Here is a 21236-nt window from a genome sequence, read left to right on the forward strand (position 1 = left end):
TCCTTATAACAACTTGAACTATTTTTCTTATGCCAGAATAACGTTAGTATCCTGACATAGGTTTATGCAGCCCTATGCTACACATAGTCGAGATAGTCTTTAGCTAAATAGTCTTTAGCTAATTTGCAAGGGGTTTTTTACCATTTATGATCTGCAGCACAAAGGTTCCGGACATTGTAATCAGTAGGAAACCATGGAAGGCCTCCATCGCGGTCATAAATCGAAGATGTCCGTTAGGCATGAGGTCACCTCGCCCAAGCGTTGTGTAGTTAACTAGCGAGAAGTAAAAGTAGTCCATAAAGGTAAGGGAGGCACTGCCGTTGGATGAGGACGAGACGAGGTCACCAACCTGAAAGTTATGCACAGCAATCCAAAAGCCAGTCGCATAAAGCAGTGCCTCAAGGATATGAGCCAGCACGATTGAGGCAACTGCGACCCCAAGGCAGTGTCCCGGATGGCGCGACGGCGTCACAAACTGTGACGAGAATTTTAATACGCCATAATGTATTGCTGTGCAGACAGCGATTAGAATCGCTGCCATTATAATTGCCAGAATCATTTTTTATCCTTTTTGAGGAAGGAACGACATTAAAGGAAGATTACCCTATTTATTTTAACTAATCCTGTATAATTTTTTCACTATAGCTAACGACTACGCATAAGCACTAGAGTCTATTCAGATAGGTCATTACGCAGTCATTTGAATCAGTCAGCATATGTAGTAACAATCCTAGACCAATTATTCTATAGGGCTTTGGTAGAAATAGCATAGCCGCATAAACTGCCATTGCATAGTAAGTATGTAATGGATGAAAATTAATACTACAGCGATCAGGTAAGAAAACAGGTGTTGCTAGCAAGTGATCTAAATCTACCAGCATGGTTGCTAAAAGAATCAAATATACTCGTTTGTAATCATCACGAAAAAAAGTATAGGCAATAATCAACGGCATGCCAAAATGCAGGAAGTAGTGGATAACGGTTTGGATCATCATCTTTCCAATTCAGCATGATGTTTTATTGATAAGTTGGTATGCAGAATAATTAAACTAGTAAACGTTACTTAAGAAGCCAAAGCTACATGTTCATGCTATGTTCAGACTTGAAAAACAGGCGCAAAGCCACCCCCTGGTGTGCGAAAGTTAGTCGCTTGGCCTTGATAGATACGCCCAGCAGTTAGTAGCAGCTGTCCTGCATAGGTATAAAGACGTATATCTACCTTTCTAGTCGTCACCACATCATCAATCTTTATTGATCGCTCTGTAGCAGGGATAAAGGTCTGCGCAATATAGCTTTCATCTAAAATAGTCTCGAATACGCGGCGGGTAATCTTGCTGCCACGGTAAACGCCCTTACTACCATAACCAGCTACTGGCTTAAAAAACAATTGTCTCCGAGTACGCCATAATTCTGCTGCATCCTCTTTTGTAACCATTCTGGTAGTTGGTACTGACTTTTTTAGATATTCTGCATCATCATCACCTAATCCCCACGACTGCAAAGTTTGCGTATCGGATAGTAAAGTCAGGTTGCGCTTATTAGCGAATATAGCATGGGCATGCGGATTGGGGGTTACTACTACCGCACCCTCTAAATAGGCACTTTTAAGCACGGCGTGGTTGGGGTTTTCAAAGGCGAAATCGACTAACCGATTATAGATCATATCAATGGGCTTGCTATGAGCTGTCAGTACACCATCAGCATAGTTAAGCTCAGACGGATCGAGTATAACGGTATCAATGCCTTTAGCTTGAAGTAGTTGGCAGGCCAGCTGAAACTCCAAATACATGAACTGGCTTTTGGGCTCATTATCCACAATAGCAATGCGATTGGGCATGCTAGTTGCCGATTGTCGCTGCCATTCTTGTATGAACATATTAGCGACCGCTTCTTCAAACCCATCAAGCATTTTAGTAGTAGCAACACTTTGCTCTGAGGGGCGACAGCAGTGTTTTTGTGCGCGGGCAAGTGCTACGTTTAAAAATGCGCCTCCAGCATTGGTATTGATCTCAATAAGCTTGGGGTCATCGCTCCCTAAGTGAAAGTCATAACCCATAAAGGCCCCTATTGGCCCCGGATCGAAAGCCGCGATATTGGGTGCCCACGACAGTACTTGCTGTTGATATGACGGTAGTCTAGCAGTCGACTCAATAGCTGCGATGATTCGCACCATTGCTTCTATCTCTGTCTTAGGGACGAACACCGGTGTCGCTGAAAACAGCTTATTAAGCTCATTGGCTCCTAGTGGATTATCTCTTGTGTTTACTAATTGATCTTGCAGGCTGTTATTAAGCGCTTTACGATCTAAAGTACGGCAATAGCACTCTTGATTAAGCTGATTTGCCAGATTATCATTCGTTTTGTTTTTATTATTAGTTAGGGATTCCATTTAAATCTCATTACTAAGTTGAATGTACTGATAGGGTTTAGGGGACAGCCAAAATAAAAAAAGTGTCTTAAATGTTTAAGATAAGGTTGTTTTTATAGTTACTTTACGAAATAGTCATTTTGCAAGATACTTAATTTGCAATATATCTAGTTTATAAATTAGCTACTTTGCAAGGTTATACGGTTTTACGCTCTTCTTTAATGAGTACTTTCGCTAAAAACAAACCTAACTCGAACAGTAGCCACATTGGAATCGCGAGCAATAGCATTGACACCCCATCGGGCGGTGTGACTACCGCTGACACAGCAAAACAACCGACGATGATATATCGGCGCTTACTCTCTAGACTCTGAGTGGATATGATACCGACCATTATCAATAATAAAGTAACCACTGGAATCTCAAAAGTGAGTCCAAATACCATAAATAACTTTAGCGCAAAGCTTAAATAACTGTCGATATCGGTCATAGGTATAACGTTTTGCGGAGCGAATAAAATAAAGAACTTCAATACGCCTTTGAGTACCACAAAGTAGGCAAAAGCGACACCAGAATAAAATAGGAATATCGAAGATATCAGCACTGGAATAGTGATTTTTTTCTCTTTTTTATATAATCCAGGCGCTATAAATGACCAAATTTGATACAGAATATACGGCATCACTACAAAGGCAGCAACGAAAATCGTCAAGCGAATAGGTGCCATAAAGTTCGAGGTAATATCAGTAGCAATCATAGTCGAATTCGCAGGCAGCTGCGCAACCAGAGGGTCTGATAAAAGATTGTAGAGCTCACGCGAAAACCCTACCAATGCTAAGAAGACGATCAAAACGGCTACGCATATTTTGATGAGATGCTTGCGTAATTCAATCAAATGCTCAGTAATAGGCATATCACTAAGCACATTCAGCACATTATCAGTCTCAACATTATGGGTAGCATCTGACGCCTTAGCATCTGTATTTGCTAACTTTCTTTGGCGACTTTTTTGGTGCTTAAATAAGCTCATTTATCCCCCTTCTCTATAGCTGAAGAAGAGGAAGTATCTGGCTGATGATTTTGCTGCTGAGGAGTGTTTGACTGATAGGAAGTATCTAAGCTTTGGTTTTGCGAGTTTTCAAACTTATCCATACTACCGCGCATCTCGGCTAACTCACGCCGCATGTCTGTCTCAGTCTGACGAATCTTTGCCAGCTCATCTTGCATCTGTTTTCGTGTCTCAGCCAAATCAAGCTCAGACTCTATATCAGACTGTAAGGTTGAAATCGTGCGACGCAATTTGGCATACCATTGCCCAGCGGTACGTGCGGCTTGCGGCAGTTTTTCTGGGCCCAATACGATTAAAGCAATGACGCCAAACAAGAGTAATTCGGAAAACCCAATATCAAACATAACAGTCACATATATTAATAGACTACTTAGTGCCGCTATTTATAAGCGGCGCGCTTCATACTTTAGGCTGGTCATCAGTGGAAATAGGGCTGATTTCCATATCATCAGCCTGATTACCTACACGCGTATTTAAATCATTACTTGCAGCTGGCGTACTATTTTCATGGCTAAGCACATGATTTTTGCGAGCATTCTCGGGTTCTTCATCTTTGACCGCTTCTTTAAAACCCTTCACCGCACCGCCTAAATCTTTACCTGCATTTTTAAGCTTGGCAGTACCAAATACGACCACCACTACGACCAATAAAATCAGCCAATGTGTAATAGAAAAGCTGCCCATAACGGTATCCTTATATTTTGTGATCTTGTTTAGACCAGTATGTGTCAGTGTGCTTTAGAACACTTTTTACCGTACCAGAATTATAGTTTCAAACGGCGCAATCGCAGCGCGTTAGCAATCACCGAGAATGACGACAAGCTCATCGCTGCCGCTGCTATCATCGGACTGAGCAGAAGCCCAAATATGGGATAGAGCACACCTGCGGCAATAGGAACACCAAGTGCATTGTAGATAAAGGCAAAAAACAGATTCTGTCTGATATTGCGCATGGTGGCGCGGCTAAGCTTATAAGCTTTGGCAATGCCCATTAAATCACCTTTTAGCAGGGTAATGCCCGCACTCTCCATCGCCACATCGGTACCGGTTCCCATAGCGATACCAACATTAGCTTGCGCTAGCGCTGGTGCGTCGTTGATACCATCACCCGCCATAGCGACCAATTTACCGCTGTCTTGCATTTCTTTGACGATACGGTTTTTATCCTCTGGTGAGACATCCGCATGAACTTCATCAATACCTAGTTTATTGGCGACTGCCTGCGCGGTTTTTTCGTTGTCACCGGTTAGCATCACAACTTTTAAACCTGCGTCATGAAGCAGTGAAATAGCCTCTTTAGTGCTTGGTTTAATAGGGTCAGCAACTGAAATAATACCAGCAGCTTTACCGTCTATAGCCACAAACATTACCGTTTCACCGTCTTTTCTACGGACATCAGCTTTAGTGGACAGCTCATTATCAAAACTATTTAGGCTTTCCATAAGCTTAGAGTTACCAATAGCGACTTTCTTACCATCGACCACGGCTTGTACGCCTTCGCCAGTAGTCGAATTAAAGTCAGTAGCTTTAGGAATAATGAGTGATCTTTCTTGAGCTGCTCTAACGATAGCTTCTGCTAAAGGATGCTCGCTAGCGCTTTCTACTGAGGCTACCAATGCGAGGAACTCGTCTTCATCTTGACCTACCTGCGCATCAATTGCGGTAAGCTCGGGCTTACCAGCGGTCAGTGTTCCGGTCTTGTCGACGACAATGGTATCGACTTTTTCCATACTCTCTAACGCTTCAGCATTTTTGATGAGGACGCCGTTTTGCGCGCCTTTGCCGGTACCAACCATAATGGACATCGGCGTCGCTAGACCAAGGGCACAAGGACAAGCAATAATCAGTACCGCAATCGCGTTAACCAAAGCATAGGCCATAGCGGGCTCAGGGCCGAATATCGCCCAGACAATAAAGGTTATGATAGAGGTGACAATAACAATAGGTACGAACCAACCCGCCACTTGATCTACCAAGCGCTGGATAGGCGCGCGGCTACGCTGGGCTTCAGCAACCATTTGTACAATTTTAGATAATACTGAATCTGCTCCAACATTGACCGCTTCGACTAATAGCGTTCCGGTGCCATTTACCGTACCACCAGTCACTGTATCTCCTGCTACTTTTGATACAGGGATTGGCTCACCCGTCACCATTGATTCATCAACACTACTATTACCATCGATCACTGTACCATCTACGGGTAGTTTCTCACCTGGTTTAACCCGTAGCTTATCGCCAGTGACGACCTCATCAAGCGAGACTTCGACTTCTTCACCGTTTTCATCGACACGTCTTGCGGTTGGTGGTGCGAGCTCAAGCAAAGCTCTAATCGCACCTGAAGTTTGACTTCTAGCTTTGAGCTCTAATACTTGACCCAGTAGCACCAAGGTTACAATGACAGCTGCTGCTTCATAGTAGACTCCGACTTGACCAGAGGCATCTCTGAAACTGTCTGGGAAAATATCGGGAAAAAAGGTCGCGACAATACTAAAAATATAAGCAGCGCCTACGCCTATCGCAATCAAAGTAAACATATTTAGATTGCGGCTTTTTATAGACTGCCAGCCACGAACGAAAAACGGGGCGGCGCCCCAAAGCACTACAGGGGTCGCGAGCACTAACTCAGCCCATTGTAAAACCTGTGAAGGTATACCATACTGACTAAAGTCAACTCCAAACATACCGCTCATCACATATATTAATAGCGGTACAGTCAACACGGTACATATCCAAAAACGACGAGTCATGTCGTCAAGCTCTGAGGTGTCCTCTTCACCGATAGTAAGCGTTTCGGGCTCAAGCGCCATACCACATATCGGACAACCGCTATTTCTAACGTCTCTCACTTCAGGATGCATAGGACAGGTATATACCGTGCCATCGTAATCAGCAGGTACTTTATCGTATTTACCGCCTTTAACAGATTTTACTCCGCTACTATCAGTATCCTTTCCATGACAACTGGCGTGACTATCATCTTTAGCAACTTCGTCTTCAGGTTTAAGAAACATGCCACATATTGGGCAGTCACTTTTTTCAACATCTCTTACTTCTGGATGCATAGGACAAATATAAATCGTGCCGTTATAATTTTCTGGTATCTTGTCGTACTTATTGCCTTCGACAGACTTTAACTCAGTACTATTATTAGCATCCGCTTTATGACAATGCGCATGACTGCCCTCATTACTGTTGGATTCAGCAACCTCGTCTTCAGGTTTGAGAAACATGCCGCATATCGGACAATCGCTCTTCTCAGTATCTCTAACCTCAGGATGCATAGGACAAATATAGACCGTACCGCTATAATTTTCCGGTACTTTATCGTACTGACCACCTTTGATAGATTTTTCATCGGCAATATGTTTCATAAAACCACTCCTTGAAGACAATAAATATTGATAATAAGTACAACTCTTAAAGCACTATCATCAATCCTCGATTGCTATTCATCTAATCATTAATCTAAAAACCTCTAAAAAATAATTTCTATACTTTTTAATTGGAATTTAGTTTTTATCACGCAAATACTTGAGCAGTGCCATGATTGTTAGTACTAGTACTGCGAAAAATAGTAGGGTGAATAACAAACAGATAAGCATCATAACCCAGCCCATGCCATACATCATTGAGCCGTTCATCATGCCATGCATTGACCCATTCATTATGATTTCTCCTCAGTCTAAACTGTGATCACTCCAACTCTTCAATTAATTTTTACTCGAACCGAAGAGGTTTACTGACTGTTAATATATCAATATCTTTAGCGCACTTTGGCGAACCAACGATATAGTGGCACGAACAAGATGGCGAAATACCAACCGTAAAGATATGATTCTACAAGTCCAATTAGAAAACCTGTCCATGTTAACCACTCAAAGCCAGGTAGTAGAGGTGCCCAAGCTTCGTGCATCGCTATCTGTTCGGGTGCGAGTAAACCAAACCCCTATGCATAATAGATAACTAATAAGTAGAAACAACGATACACTGTTGCCAACAGGGGCAATCCTTAAAGTACTTGTTGTTAAGTTTGATTTGACCATCTTAGTAATCCTCACTATTGTATGATGTGGTTCAAGCTCAAGATAACCAATCGTATCTAACCATGCTAACTCTAAGGATTTGTATGAATTAAAGCTTTATCCTGTATTGATATTACTTTTTAACTCGTGCGGCGGCGGCAAGTTGACGCCATTGACCCCATTGAGGAATAAACATTGGCACTTGCTGTTTGTAAGCAAGGTAGTCTTTACCAAACTCTTCAAACATATGCCGTTCCTCACGTCGAGCTAACCATTTGTATACAAGCACAATCACTGGAAACAGACCGATTGAAAACAGAGTTGGCCAATGCACCACACCCTCACCGAACAGTGCAATAAACAACCCGGTGTACTGAGGATGACGTACGTAGGCATAGAGTCCATCAGTTACTAAACGATTTTCCCCTCGTGCTTTGTGGACTTGGCGCCAACCTTGAGCAAAAAGACCGACTCCTAAAAATGCAATAGCATAGCCGAGTAGCATTGAGATCATCATGCCTGTCTCACCTAAACCAACAAGGGTCGACCATAAGCTAGCGCTGACATATTGGCTGTCCAAACCAAAAAACCGTACTAATAAATATATAGTGAGCGGAAAGCCATACATTTCTGCGTAAAGTGCAATAATGAAAGCCTGAACTACACCAGCACCCGCCCATTCACGCCAGTTCTTTGGTGCGAAATAACGGTAAAAGAACCAAGAAATCAGAACAATAACAATTAGTGCGAGACCCCAAGTTCCAGCGTGATTAAATGACTCATTCATAGCTTACTTTCCCTGTTGTCTTTATGAATATCGTATTGCATGAAATCAATTCTTGAAGATAGTAAGCAGACGCTTAAATCTATGCAATTTTTAACCAAACAATTTTCTGTAAACTCTTTGATGTTACTGTCAATGATGGTCTGCAAGCGTATCTTTTTCGATAGCTTTTTTCCTCGCTGAAGATTTCAGGTAAACCTGCTCAGCCACAGCAATCACTACAATAGTGACGACTGCTACGCCAAGTACGAATGGATCTGAGTTTAGTTTAATCCAGACAAAACCGCCGAGAACCAACAGGTCAAGAAGTATGGCCACTATAGGCACCCACATCACCGCCTTTATATCCTGACGAAGGTATCGCAAAACACCCCAATGAATGGCGATATCCATAATTAGATAGAAAACAATGCCAAGCGCTGCAATTCGTGATAAGTCAAATAACGTCGTAAAAGCTAAACCCAACACCACAGTATAGACCAACGTATGTTTTTGAACGCTTCCCGGCATTCCCAAATGACGATGAGGCACCAGCTTCATCTCAGTCAACATAGCAAGCATACGAGAGACTGCGAAGATGCTAGCAAGGAGGCCGCCAGCGGTAGCTACCATTGCGATTGCAACTGTGAACCATAGACCATAGTCGCCAAGTGCTGGGCGTGCGGCGGCAGCCAAGGAGTAATCTTTAGTTTCGATGATTTCGGCAAGAGATAGATTACTAGACACCGCTAAACCGACTAGAGTGTAAATAACTACGCATATTGCGATTGATATTACAATGGCACGGCCGACGTTGCGATGAGGATTTTTTACTTCCGAGCCACTGTTGGTAATCGTGGTAAAGCCTTTAAATGCCAGTATGCCTAGCGCCGTTGCGCCAAGAAAGTCACCAACAGTATTAGTGTCACCTAATGTAGAAGAATCAACTGCAAAGCTATCAGCTAGCCAGATACCAACCAACCCGAATATAAGAATACCGACAATTTTTATAATACCGATAACCGATGCAACCCCCTGAATCCAACGATTACCAAGTAAATTGATAAAGAACGCAGCAAGAATAAGCGCGGCGCCAAGGATGGATACCATGCGACCGCTGTCATCGCCACCGAATAACTGCATAGTGTATGACCCGAACGTCCGGGCCAAAAAGCTCTGCGCTATAACCATGGAGAAATACATCAGCAGGGCATTAAATCCAGTCGGTAAACGATCTCCGTATGCCTGATGCAGGTACATTGCAACACCGCCAGCCGACGGGTAAGCGTTAGAGATTTTGATATAAGAATAGGCACTAAAAGAAACAACGATTGCGGCGGCTAGAAAAGCAAGTGGGAAAAGCGAACCCGTCATCTGAGCCATCTGACCGGTCAGAGCGAAAATACCAGCACCGATCATGACACCGGTACCTAGCATAACTGTTCCTGATAATGTCAAACTATCCTTCTGATAGCGAGTCGCTCTATCTTGCTTCATATTTATTCGACCTTAATCTATTTCTTCGTAGAACTTCAGTTTTACAGGTTATTTTTGAAGTAAGGAGTAGGTATAGTTAGAATTAAAAGACGCGATATAGTAAATAGTTTTTAAAGAAGAGCTTACTTATTGGTATCATAATATATTATTCCAATTCATCAATAAGCGCTTGCATCTCAGCGATTTCACGTCTTTGGGCTTCGATAATTTCATCAGCAAGCTGACGTACACGTGGATCTTCGATATCAGCACGCGAACTGGTCAAAATAGCAATCGAGTGATGCGGTATCATCGCCTGCATCCAATCCACTTGATCGACCGTTTGTTGTGAGCGCACACCCCACAATCCAAAAGCAAACAACACCACGCTCAAGCCGTAAACCATTAGATTAACTTTAGTTTTTTTATACATATTACCCATAAAAGCAAGCATGATAACGGCCATCATCGCACCCATATATAGCGCCATATAAGCACGGGTCTCACTAAAATAGACGTGATCCCATTTATAGGTATTAAAGTACATCATGATGTACATGACGATGGTGGAGGTCAGAATCATCAGACCAAATTTGACATAAGGATTCATTTTTTGCTTATGGTTCATATCGTTGTTCATGCGATTACTCCTTTTTTATAGTTATATGGTTAAGCCAATTTAAAATTGATCTTTAGTTGCTTAGTCAAACCATTAATATACTTATTAAATTCAGCTAAATAATAATTTAACAAAAAAGCACCTTTTAAAAGGTGCTTGTTTAGTCGTTAACACGTTAGTAATAGTATCAAGGTTCATACTAACGTTAATCTCAGCACTTTAAATAATGAGATATTTGTGCATTTAGAACTAGGAACCTAGAACCAAAACATCACACCAGCAGTCAGACTACTAGAATCAACAGCTTCGTCCTCTTGACGACGTAAGTCTCGCGCATCACCCAAGGCGCTCTCGTAGCTGAAACCAACATAAGGCGCGAGCTGACGACTGAATGTCTCATAAGCCAGCCTAACTTCAGCCCCAAACTCATTAAATCCTTTAGTAATACCGTTATCGGTATCATCTTTACTAAAGGCAGTCAGCTCCAGCTCTGGTCTGACCACCCAACGCTGATCTAAGCGCCACTCGTACGCTGTCCCAAGATCAAGCTGGACTTGACCATCAGTATATAGATAAGCTCTTGCGTCAGTCTCAACGAAGTACGGCGCCGTACCAGCAATGCCTGCCATGATTGCGGACTTATCGTTTTCAGTATTATAAGCAACACCGGCTTCTCCATTCCAAAAGATACCGAGCGGCTTCCAATAAGCGAGTGAGCTTAGACTATCGATCTCTTTATCATTGTTAGTTTGAGCACTACCTTCACTGCGTAGAGTGACACGATTACTATCAGTACCGTACCATCCTTGGGCTTCAAAATCGATTTGGTCATTCTCAAACTGATAGCCCAAAGTTTCTACTAACACACCCCATAACGGTAAGCTACCCATCATTACCGGTTTACCATACTGTCCATAGTCAACACCATTTGAGTAGTCGGGACTACGAGCATTAGGAGGTGGTTCGCCGCCTTGCATTCCAGACATATCCATATTCATACTGCTATGATCCATACCTGACATGTCCATACTACTGTGATCCATACCTGACATATCGCCCGACATATCCATGCCACTATGATCCATATCTGACATGTCACCTGACATATCCATACCACTGTGATCCATATCCGACATATCGCCTGACATATCCATACCACTATGATCCATATCCGACATATCGCCTGACATATCCATGCCACTATGGTCCATATCTGACATATTGCCCGACATATCCATGCTGCTGTGATCCATATCTGACATATCCATACCAGACATGTCCATACTGCCATGATCCATGTTCGACATCTCAGCAGCGTTTGCTAAAGGTGACATTAGTAGCATCAAAGATGACATGCCAATAAACGGTAGACCTACTTTATATATTTTCATAATAAGGCTCATATTCGAAGGTTTATTAAACAACGGCAACTTCTCTAAACATCCCTGCTTCCATGTGATAGAGCAAGTGGCAATGCCATGCCCATCTGCCAGCTTCTCCGGTGACATCAAAGCTTATCTTTTGTGCAGGCTGTACCATTATCGTATGCTTACGTACTTGAAACTCACCTGAAGGCATCCGCAGATCGCTCCACATACCATGCAGATGCATAGGGTGGTTCATCATAGTGTCATTGACTAAGGTAATACGCACACGCTCGCCCGGTTTGATATTGACAGGCGGCGCATCCTTAAACATGATGCCGTCGAGTGCCCAGATATAGCGCTCCATATTACCGGTTAGATGTATTTCAATCTCTCGAGTGGGCTTGCGCTGCTCGGCCATTATTTCATTGCCAACAGAATGCAGTTGGTTATAGGTTAAAACCTTACGATTAATATCACGCAAATTAATACCCGGATCATCGAGATTCATCCGTGGACTATCGACGCGCATATCTGTCTTAAAGTCATATTCGGTCTTAGCATGACGGGCATCATAGCCATTAGCACCCATAGCCCCCATCATATCGGACATAGTTAGCCACTCAACATCATCCATAGCAGGTATGGCAGCGCGAGCGCCTCTTTTAGTGGCAAGCGTGGTTGCGACAAAGCCGGTGCGATCGATGTTTTGGGCAAATATGGTATGCGCGTCACGGGTTGGGGTGACGATGACGTCATAAGTCTCGGCCACCCCGATACGGAAGTCATCGACATCAACGGGCGCGACATCAATCCCATCCGTCGCGACGACTTTCATTTTTAGGCCGGGGATGCGTACATCAAATATCGTCTGCGCGGAGCCATTGATAAAGCGTAGTTTGACAGGCTGTCCAGCCTTGACAAGTTGCGTCCAGTTAGCCGCTGTCGTTTTACCATTCATAAGATAAGTAAACGTGGTCTCACCAGATAAATCAGTAAAATCAGTCGGCATCATGCGCATCTGGTTCCACATTTTACGTTTATCATAAGCCGCCTCAAGATCCGTAGCGGCAATATCGGACAATAGCTTTTTAAAGTCTGGCAGATGATAATTATCAAAGTCAGCACGCTGCTTAAGTAGTTTTAGCAGATTATGCGGATCGCGATGCGTCCAATCACTAAGCAGGATAACGTGATCTTCCTCAATAGGATAGCGTTCGCGCCCTTTAGGTTCAATCACAATAGCCCCGCGCATACCGGTTTGTTCTTGGAATCCAGTGTGCGAGTGATACCAATAAGTGCCTGACTGTGTCAGTTTAAATTTGTACGTGAAGGTGCTACCCGCAGGAATACCATCAAAGCTGATACCCGGTACGCCATCCATCTCAAACGGCACTAAGAGGCCATGCCAGTGAATAGAGGTCGACTCATTCAGCTGATTATGGACTCGAATGGTGACCGTATCGCCTTCTTGCATCTTAAGCGTTGGCGCAGGCAGTGAGTCATTTATCAGCGTTGCCATGCTTGACTTGCCGTTGACCGTTATCATCTTCTCACTGACATAAAGATCAAATTCATTACCCGTTAGTATAGGTACAATGTGATCGGCTCTATCACTATTGACTACGACATTTTGGCTTTTAGTTAAAGCACTATTAGCCATCGTCGGTAGTGTGGATAGCATCGACGCGCCGAGCAAGGTGGATGACCCTGTCAAAAAACGCCTGCGGTTAAATCTGTTTTTATTCATAATATTGACCTAAGTTAATCCATGAAATGAGAGTTGAACTTATATATCTGATAACTTATTAATAGAACTACATCTGCTGCGCTGGCGACTCAATAGCCGCATACACTTGAGTGCTGCCATCCTTGTTCAATTGCATGACTTTATAGGGCATAAATTTATCTTGATATTCCATGCCCGGACTACCAACTGGCATACTCGGTACCGCAAGACCGATGGAATCAGTTGGCGGATTGGCTAGAAACTGTGCCATGTATTTGGCAGGAACGTGACCTTCAAAAACATAACCATTAGTAGTGACGGTGGTATGACAAGAGCGCATTTGCTGCGGGACACCGTAACGCTCTTTAAATAAAGATAAATCTGTAACGTCTTGCGCAGTTGCGCTTAGACCATGACCTTCGGCATAGCCTACCCATTCTTTGCAGCAGCCACAATTAGCATCTTTGTAAACTGTAGCCGAGACGTTTTGTAGAATTGTCGACCCAGTACCTGAATTAGCACTGACAGACATCATTTGCGGTTGTGGTTGCTCTATTTGAGCACTTTTGGTGGCAAGCGTTGGCTCAGTTTGAGTAGAATTTGAAACACTAGTATCGGGCTGACTACAAGCCATTACTGTTGACGTTGCTACTAGTAAAAGAGCAGAAGCTGATACCTTTTTATGTCCATTGCCCATTATATTTATATAGCGTCTCATAACTTACTCCTAAGCGTCTGCTTATCTGTTGAACCTTCTAAAGATTTATACCCTATAACTAAGTGTAGTATAGGCAAAGTTTAAATCCCAAAAGGCAGCACTATTTAGCACTGCGCTTTTATAAAGGAATATGGAAGAATTAATGCTGCATTCCAGATCCATCATCCGACATATTCATATCACCGTCAAATGACATGTCCATCATATCGCCATCTATCCTAGTGGTTAGCATCGTGTATTGGCTTTCATCTAATTCAGGTAACGATCTAATGAAGGCTACCATTGCCCACATTCTATCGTCGTCATGAGAAGCACCCCATGCTGGCATGCCTGATGCCATAATACCGTGCTTAATCGCCCAAAAACTTTGCTGAGCTCCTGCATCCGTTTTATAACGATCAACTACTTGCGCATTAGTGAAATTAGGTGGCTTAGGGTATAGGCTCTCACTAAAATCAGTGCTCTCTACCCCAGGAGACAAATGGCAGCCTGCGCACATATCTTTGTAATCGGCACCGCCTGAGCTAATCATCTCTACTTTTTCTAAATCTGGAACAATAATGTCCTTGCTAGCGTAGGCTATTGAACGGGTGCGAGCCGTCTCCAAGAAATTATAAACCAATGGACTATGTCCTTGATCAGCGCCAATATTAATGACACCACTCATAACCACAGTAAAGACACCAACAATAGCGACCACGACAGTGAAAAGTACTCCTAGTAAAAACTTCATATGTTTTCCTAAAAATTTATTTCCGTTAAGTGTTGACTGCTATTTAACAGAGCTAAAATTTTTAAGATTTACTGTCGTTAGTAACGCAGTGTTTTTGGTACATTTGCTTCATTTTACCCATGTTAGCCATCATCGCTTTCATGGCAGGATCGCTCATGTCCATCTTGCTATGATCCATTTTTCCCATCATTTGCATATGCTTTTGCATTTTTTCACAGTTCATCTGATCTTTTTCAGCATGCATTTTTGGATCATGTGCTAGAGCTGAGGTTGAAACGACTAGAGCGACGGCAGTGGCTACGATTGCTTTAGGTAAAGACTTTGATTTAAAGAGTGACATGGTTAATCCTTAATTGATTTAGTTGAGGGTACATAAAGCTTTAGGATATTAATTCAGTCTAAAGCATAACTTATTGATTCTGACAGAGAGATGACAGCAAGATGACAATATTGTCATCTTGCTACTTTTATATTTTAATGCTGCACGTATTCATTTAGTATGGCATCAGCATTTCTATCACGATCGCTACCATATTTTTTTATAAAATACTTTTCAGACTGCAGATGTTGATTTTGATGCTGAACTTCGCAAGCGACTCGTGCATCAACATAGCTTTTCATTTGAGCATCAGACATCTGCGCGTTATTGTGATCTAGATTTCTGGCAAACGTAGTTAAGTTATCGCAATTATCGATAATTGAAGTGCTTAGATTGGTAGTATGCGCATTAGCTGCTGATATACCGATAAGCATCGAAGCGGATAGCAGCACCACTTTTTTGAATGAACGATAGCTTTTCATATAACATCCTTAATAAATTATTAAATATTGAAACTAATTACCTGTAGTAATAATTCATAGTAGCTACTCGTATCAAGAATGAGCCGCTATGTACTATAGGTATAGATTAACAAACGAAGACTGACCATTTGATGACGAGCGCATGACATCTTTGTCAGATACCAGTCCGTTTTGTCATTTATATTGATTTGGGTATTATAAAATCATAATTATATTGAAGGATTACTATGAAAGTACTACTAGTAGAAGATGAATTAAAACTCGGCGAATATGTAAAAAAAGGCTTAAGTGAAGCAGGCTTCATTGTTGATCATCAGCTGACAGGTTTAGATGGCTACCATGCTATGATGACTGAAGAGTTTAGCGTGATACTCATGGATGTTATGCTGCCTGATGTTAGCGGTTTTGAGCTAGTACGTAATTACCGAGCGGCTGGCAAGCATACGCCAGTGTTATTTCTAACCGCAAAAGATGATTTAGATGACAAAATCAAGGGGATTGAGATTGGCGGTGATGATTATCTGACCAAACCTTTTGCCTTTGCAGAGTTAATAGTCAGGATAAAAAGCTTATTACGACGCGCCAATCAAGCCGACTATAAAAGTACGCTCATGCAAATAGCGGATCTCAAAATGGACATTGCTAAGCGCACTGTACATAGAGGAGACACGCCCATTAAACTAACCGCAAAAGAGTTCTCCCTATTACAGTTTCTATTAGAGCGCCGCGGTGAAGTATTACCACGCTCAATCATTGCTTCACAAGTATGGGATATGAACTTTGATAACGATACTAATGTGATTGATGTGGCAATAAGACGTCTGCGTATAAAAATAGACGATGAGTTTGATACCAAGCTAATTCATACTGTGCGTGGCATGGGCTACCGATTAGATGCTGTCGACGTTTCAGCTAGTAATAAAGCTGCCAGCGAAACGGAAGATAGCCAATATGATAAATAGATTGGACAATCGACGCTTACCCTTACTATGGCGAACTGTGTTTTTATTGACGATATTTGTCGTTTTATCGCAGTTGATAATCTATATCTGGGTACAGCACTCTGTTAAAGGCCATTTTGAGCAAATGGATGCTGAAATCATTACCCACGCAGCCTTTAATCTACGTAAGCGCGTAACAGAGGCGGATAACCAAATAGCCTCTCAGACACTACCTAAGCCTCAAAGTCCATCAAACACTCAACAACCGCTAAGCTCGAAAGCTTCTTCAAATCTACTTCCTACAATAGCCACAGAAAATGATGATCACCTGCATTCATCAGCGCTAGATTACGATCTAAAAACTATCATTGCTGATAAAGAGGGGCGATTGCTATCTAGTACTCCCAAAAACTTTGCTAATGAATTAAGTGCCGACTTTAACCTATTATCATTACAGCAAAATCATGATGACAGACAGTTTGTAATAAATATTAAAGACAGACGTTATCGAGCTATGGTTATTGGAGACGATGACATGCTTGCCCTTATCGCCTTACCCATTGACGTGCATCATCAGTATTTATTACAGTTTAACCGTCAAATTAGTCTGATCCTATTTGCCATCACACTACTGTTGGTTTCAATAGCAGCCTTAAGCGTGTATTGGGGTTTTGCCCCTTTATCCACTATCGTGCAAAGGATGAAAGGTATTCATCCTGAAAGATTGAGCGAAAGAGTAATAGTTAGTGATATGCCATTAGAGCTAAGACCTTTAGCAGAATCCTATAACTCGATGATGGCTAAGCTTGAAAGCAATTTTGAGTCGTTGTCGCGATTTTCAGACAATATCGCGCATGAGCTACGCACGCCAATAGCGACGCTGATTACGCAAACGCAAGTCATGTTAAATAAGCCTAGAGAGGAAGAGGAATATGTCGAACAATTACATCAGCAACATGACACCTTAGAGCAATTATCGTCGATGATTAACAACATGCTACTGCTAGCAAAAACCCAAAAAGGACTGAGTGATTCGCAAGTGACTACTGTAGATACTGAGGTCCTAATCAATAAGCTGTTAGATTACTTTGAAATGATTGCCGAGGATCGTAAAATAACTTTTGTAAAATTAGGAGATTTTAAGGCAGTATTAGGCGATGAAGGTTTATTGCAAAGGCTATTTGCTAATCTGCTATCAAACGCGATCTACTACGCCGCTAGTAATAGTGTCGTCACAATATCAGCCACTGTCAACACTCCAAATACTTCCGTTAATACTTATAAGATGCTTGAAGACGATCAAAGTAACACTCAAACCGCGAAGCAATCTTGGCTAGAGATAACTTTTACTAATCTTCTAGAAAAACCGTTAAACCAAAGCGAAGCAGATCGATTGTTTGAGCGCTTTTATCGTCATGATAAAACTAGCCAGCACCACTCAGGCTCAGGTTTGGGTTTATCTATCGTTCAGGCTATTGCTAATGCTCATAAAGGGACGGTCAATATCACTATCAAAGATGAGTATTGTTTTGAAGTTACTGTAGGATTATTGATTGCTAAGTAGCATACACCTCAATATCCTAGTGTTCAAAATATTAATAATATATAGACCTACTATAGGTCTATTCTATTTTGATAAGTCAAAAAAGCCATATATGCTATTACTTATATAGCGTATAGGGCTAAAGTGTGAAGTCTAATTTTCTTAGGTGATGTTGTTGATATGGGGGTTTGTATTTATCATTTTACTTAGGTGGTGTGCTTAATATTGGGGTTTGCCTTCTAACTGGTTTAACCCTTTAAGTATCAAATGAACAACTTCGTCAACAAAAGGCGTCGTCATCAAGCGATTGTAGTCTTCTTTACTTAAACCAGATCTTAAAGACAATTTTTCAACCGATAAACCTAGAATTAACGTTTTTACCTGTTCGTAATCAGCCTCAAAAGAATTACTTTTTGCAATCTGTTGAAGTTCGATATATCTCGCATTATGACTTATCTGCCACTCTTCAGTAAATTCTTCGCTTATTTCATTATTTAGAATACTGTCACACAGTTTTTGACAAAGTCCACCCAGACCTCCAGCCAAATATATCGGTTTATTTAAGTCGATAGCTATCAGAAACTCTTCTAGTACTCCAGGCATCTTACCTAAGTATCCCCCTAACTTACCTCCTGCAAAAATTCTGACATCTGAACTCTCTATCGATTCTTTCCTCATAGTCGTTAAGCAACGCGACCATATATATTGGTTTTCTGGACAGTCAGGTTTAAGAAAAATTTCTTTATTCTTTAATATAGAATCTATATCATCGGGTACTTCATGTTTGACAATATCTAATAAACCATAATACTTAATACTAAATTCTTTACTGGCTGGAGTTAAGTATAGTCACCTGACCACAAAAATGTTATAAAATAAATCAACTAAACGACTACCACAATAAATAACCATGACTTACTCCCTAGATTATCGCAAACAAGTCTTAAAAAGCTTAGATGAGGGCATGACCTTTGCTGAAGCTGCTGTTTTCTATGATATCAGTCCAACGACTATCCAGAAGTGGAAAAAGCGTCTTCATAGTAAAACCACTCGATATATTAAGCCCTACAAAATAGAGGATGAAGCCTTAGCTCAAGATGTCAAAGACCACCCTGACGATTATCACTATGAGCGAGCACAGCGTTTTGATTGTAGCCCAACAGGCATCAGTAAAGCCTTAAAGCGTATTGGTGTTAGCAAAAAAAAAGACACTTGAGCATCCCAAAGCCTGTCCTGTGAAAAGAGCGACTTATCTAGCCAAGCTTAACCACTACATTGCTCAAGGCTTTGCTATTGTCTATATGGACGAAAGTGGGTTTGAGAGTGAAACGATGCGTCCTTGTGGTTATGCACCCATTGGTAGCCCCTGCATTGGCAGTTACAATTGGCAAGCCAAAGATCGAACCAACGTCATTGGTGCACTATATGGCAAAACGCTGTTTGCACTCAATTGCTTAAAGACCAACATTAATAAAAAGATTTTCTATCACTGGTGCAAGTTCACGCTGATACCAAAGCTTAAGAGAAAATGTGTAATCGTTATGGATAATGCAGCCTTTCATAAGCGCGTTCAAAAGCTGCTTAACAGGCATGGTCACAGGCTATTATTCTTACCTCCTTATAGTCCTGACTTAAATCCCATCGAGAAAAAGTGGGCTCAAGTGAAGTTTTTACGCCAAGGTTGGATGGAAAATGACTTATCTAAATTGTTTTATGATATTCATCCAAAACATAACTCTTTTGTAGTGCATTGACTATAGCGTCAGTCTTTGCTATAGTCCGCTCAATTGGATTTATTGAAGACGTTTTTATTTCTATTCAAAACGTTTGTATCCAAAATATTTTCTATATCGAATCAACAGGTATCTCAGTAAATATCTTAGTAATGTTGATCCCTTGGCAAAAAATGACCTCAACAATGTATTTGATGTCCCAATCGCTAATAGAGTTATAAATCAACAATCACAACGACCAAAAATCTAACTATCACAATGACTAAAAATAAGGAATAACGATGATTAATGCATATGCAGCAAAAGAGAAAGGTGGCAAATTTGAACCTTATGAGTATGACCCAGGTGCTCTAGGTGATCACGAAGTAGAAATCGAAGTACACAGCTGCGGCATATGCCACAGTGATCTATCAATGTGGCAAAACGAATGGGGCATGACCGAGTACCCGTTCGTCGGTGGTCATGAAGTTGCAGGTAAAGTCCTCAATAAGGGTAAACATGTCAAGCATCTGGAGCTAGGCGACAAAGTTGGACTTGGTTGGCATAAAGGGTACTGCAACGTCTGCGATCTATGTATCGGTGGAGATCATAACCTATGCCCTGAGCAAGAAGGGACGATCATTAGTAACCATGGTGGCTTTGCAGATAAAGTACGCGCAAAAGATACCAGTGTCATAAAAGTACCTGAAGGTCTAGATTTTAATGCAGTGGGACCACTGCTGTGTGGCGGTGTCACCGTGTTTAACCCACTTATAGAGTACGGTATCACACCAACCTCAAGAGTAGCCGTGATCGGTATTGGTGGCTTAGGTCATCTTGCATTGCAGTTTGCCAATGCATGGGGCTGTGAAGTGACCGCATTCACCAGTGAGTCGAAACTGGAAGAAGCAAAAGAGATGGGTGCTCATCATTCGCTAAATTCAAGAGAAGATAGCGAAATCGAAAAAGTCGCGGGTTCTTTTGATTTGATCATCTCAACGGTAAACGTCGATATGAATTGGGATCTGGTTGTTCAGACATTGAAGCCAAAGGGCAAACTACACTTTGTTGGTATATTAGAAGCACCGCTAGAGATATCGGTCGCGCCCATGATTATGGCGCAAAAAAGCCTATCAGGCTCACCCGGTGGCTCACCATCGACGCTGCGCAAAATGTTAGATTTTGCTGCTCGACATAATATCCAGCCAGTAACTGAAACCTATAAAATGTCTGAGATTAACGAAGCGTTTGAGCGCTTAGAAAGCGGTAATGCTCGCTACAGAGTGGTATTAGAAAGAGAATAGCTTCTAAAGACATTACTCTAAAGATAGAGAGCTCTAAACATAGTAGCGATAGGTCATTTAATAGATGACGT

Annotated in this window: 23 protein-coding genes; 5 read left to right on the forward strand and 18 right to left on the reverse strand. The window is 41.8% G+C overall.

Annotation, left to right across the window (positions count from 1 at the left end):
• Positions 1-118: 118 nt before the first annotated feature.
• The 17 genes from JMY03_RS02825 to JMY03_RS02905 form a co-directional block, all read right to left on the reverse strand.
• Entirely contained in the window at positions 119-559 is a 441-nt protein-coding gene (locus tag JMY03_RS02825) for a two pore domain potassium channel family protein (RefSeq protein ID WP_201600863.1), read from the reverse strand.
• Between the two features lie 106 nt (positions 560-665).
• Positions 666-992, reverse strand: a complete 327-nt coding sequence (locus JMY03_RS02830; protein ID WP_025645701.1) for a DUF6122 family protein — start codon at positions 990-992, stop codon at positions 666-668.
• Positions 993-1096: 104 nt separating this feature from the next.
• Positions 1097-2389, reverse strand: coding sequence for a hypothetical protein (locus JMY03_RS02835; RefSeq protein WP_201600865.1), 1293 nt, complete (start codon positions 2387-2389; stop codon positions 1097-1099).
• Positions 2390-2564: 175 nt separating this feature from the next.
• Positions 2565-3398, reverse strand: a complete 834-nt coding sequence (tatC, locus tag JMY03_RS02840; protein ID WP_201600867.1) for a twin-arginine translocase subunit TatC — start codon at positions 3396-3398, stop codon at positions 2565-2567.
• A complete protein-coding gene (tatB, locus tag JMY03_RS02845; protein WP_192992010.1) occupies positions 3395-3781 on the reverse strand; it encodes a Sec-independent protein translocase protein TatB in 387 nt (128 codons plus the stop codon). Before tatB ends, tatC begins: the two co-directional genes overlap by 4 nt.
• Positions 3782-3836: 55 nt before the next feature.
• Positions 3837-4121 (reverse strand): Sec-independent protein translocase subunit TatA, encoded by a 285-nt coding sequence (gene tatA / locus JMY03_RS02850; RefSeq protein WP_011959992.1) that lies wholly within the window; start codon positions 4119-4121, stop codon positions 3837-3839.
• 80 nt (positions 4122-4201) lie between these two features.
• A complete protein-coding gene (locus JMY03_RS02855) occupies positions 4202-6811 on the reverse strand; it encodes a copper-transporting P-type ATPase (protein ID WP_201600869.1) in 2610 nt (869 codons plus the stop codon).
• Positions 6812-6949: 138 nt separating this feature from the next.
• A complete protein-coding gene (locus tag JMY03_RS02860; RefSeq protein ID WP_156770962.1) occupies positions 6950-7105 on the reverse strand; it encodes a hypothetical protein in 156 nt (51 codons plus the stop codon).
• A 490-nt stretch (positions 7106-7595) separates the two neighbouring features.
• Positions 7596-8249, reverse strand: coding sequence for a methyltransferase family protein (locus JMY03_RS02865; protein WP_201582926.1), 654 nt, complete (start codon positions 8247-8249; stop codon positions 7596-7598).
• 129 nt (positions 8250-8378) lie between these two features.
• On the reverse strand, positions 8379-9722 hold the full coding sequence (locus JMY03_RS02870) for an APC family permease (protein WP_265089590.1): 1344 nt from the start codon (positions 9720-9722) through the stop codon (positions 8379-8381).
• A 145-nt stretch (positions 9723-9867) separates the two neighbouring features.
• Positions 9868-10341, reverse strand: a complete 474-nt coding sequence (locus tag JMY03_RS02875; RefSeq protein ID WP_201600871.1) for a DUF305 domain-containing protein — start codon at positions 10339-10341, stop codon at positions 9868-9870.
• A gap of 236 nt (positions 10342-10577) precedes the next feature.
• Entirely contained in the window at positions 10578-11711 is a 1134-nt protein-coding gene (locus JMY03_RS02880) for a copper resistance protein B (RefSeq protein WP_201600873.1), read from the reverse strand.
• 25 nt (positions 11712-11736) lie between these two features.
• On the reverse strand, positions 11737-13434 hold the full coding sequence (locus JMY03_RS02885; protein WP_201600875.1) for a copper resistance system multicopper oxidase: 1698 nt from the start codon (positions 13432-13434) through the stop codon (positions 11737-11739).
• Positions 13435-13501: 67 nt separating this feature from the next.
• Positions 13502-14131 (reverse strand): DUF411 domain-containing protein, encoded by a 630-nt coding sequence (locus tag JMY03_RS02890; protein ID WP_025645678.1) that lies wholly within the window; start codon positions 14129-14131, stop codon positions 13502-13504.
• Between the two features lie 139 nt (positions 14132-14270).
• Complete coding sequence (locus tag JMY03_RS02895; protein WP_201600877.1) at positions 14271-14864, reverse strand: c-type cytochrome; 594 nt, start codon at positions 14862-14864, stop codon at positions 14271-14273.
• 61 nt (positions 14865-14925) lie between these two features.
• The gene (locus JMY03_RS02900; protein ID WP_201600880.1) at positions 14926-15204 is read right to left on the reverse strand and encodes a hypothetical protein; all 279 of its coding nucleotides are present in this window, start codon (positions 15202-15204) and stop codon (positions 14926-14928) included.
• A gap of 134 nt (positions 15205-15338) precedes the next feature.
• On the reverse strand, positions 15339-15665 hold the full coding sequence (locus tag JMY03_RS02905; protein ID WP_201600883.1) for a hypothetical protein: 327 nt from the start codon (positions 15663-15665) through the stop codon (positions 15339-15341).
• Between the two features lie 227 nt (positions 15666-15892).
• Here JMY03_RS02905 and JMY03_RS02910 point away from each other — a divergent pair, with 227 nt between their 5' ends.
• Together JMY03_RS02910 and JMY03_RS02915 are read left to right on the forward strand one after the other, a co-directional pair.
• Complete coding sequence (locus JMY03_RS02910; RefSeq protein ID WP_025645672.1) at positions 15893-16627, forward strand: heavy metal response regulator transcription factor; 735 nt, start codon at positions 15893-15895, stop codon at positions 16625-16627.
• Positions 16617-18170, forward strand: coding sequence for an ATP-binding protein (locus JMY03_RS02915; RefSeq protein ID WP_201582913.1), 1554 nt, complete (start codon positions 16617-16619; stop codon positions 18168-18170). The genes JMY03_RS02910 and JMY03_RS02915 overlap by 11 nt, the downstream gene beginning before the upstream one ends.
• 198 nt (positions 18171-18368) lie before the next feature.
• Here the strand turns inward: JMY03_RS02915 and JMY03_RS02920 are convergent, their stop codons facing one another.
• Positions 18369-18965, reverse strand: a complete 597-nt coding sequence (locus tag JMY03_RS02920) for a hypothetical protein (RefSeq protein WP_201602101.1) — start codon at positions 18963-18965, stop codon at positions 18369-18371.
• 94 nt (positions 18966-19059) lie between these two features.
• On the opposite strand from JMY03_RS02920, the gene JMY03_RS02925 reads away from it, so the two are divergent.
• The 3 genes from JMY03_RS02925 to ahr all read left to right on the forward strand — a co-directional run bounded on the left by JMY03_RS02925 (position 19060) and on the right by ahr (position 21165).
• The gene (locus JMY03_RS02925) at positions 19060-19365 is read left to right on the forward strand and encodes an IS630 transposase-related protein (protein ID WP_075103765.1); all 306 of its coding nucleotides are present in this window, start codon (positions 19060-19062) and stop codon (positions 19363-19365) included.
• A complete protein-coding gene (locus JMY03_RS02930; RefSeq protein ID WP_201600886.1) occupies positions 19340-19903 on the forward strand; it encodes a transposase in 564 nt (187 codons plus the stop codon). Before JMY03_RS02925 ends, JMY03_RS02930 begins: the two co-directional genes overlap by 26 nt.
• Positions 19904-20163: 260 nt before the next feature.
• A complete protein-coding gene (gene ahr / locus JMY03_RS02935; RefSeq protein ID WP_201600889.1) occupies positions 20164-21165 on the forward strand; it encodes an NADPH-dependent aldehyde reductase Ahr in 1002 nt (333 codons plus the stop codon).
• Positions 21166-21236: the final 71 nt, after the last annotated feature.

This window comes from Psychrobacter submarinus (genome assembly GCF_904846685.1).
GTDB lineage: Bacteria > Pseudomonadota > Gammaproteobacteria > Pseudomonadales > Moraxellaceae > Psychrobacter > Psychrobacter submarinus.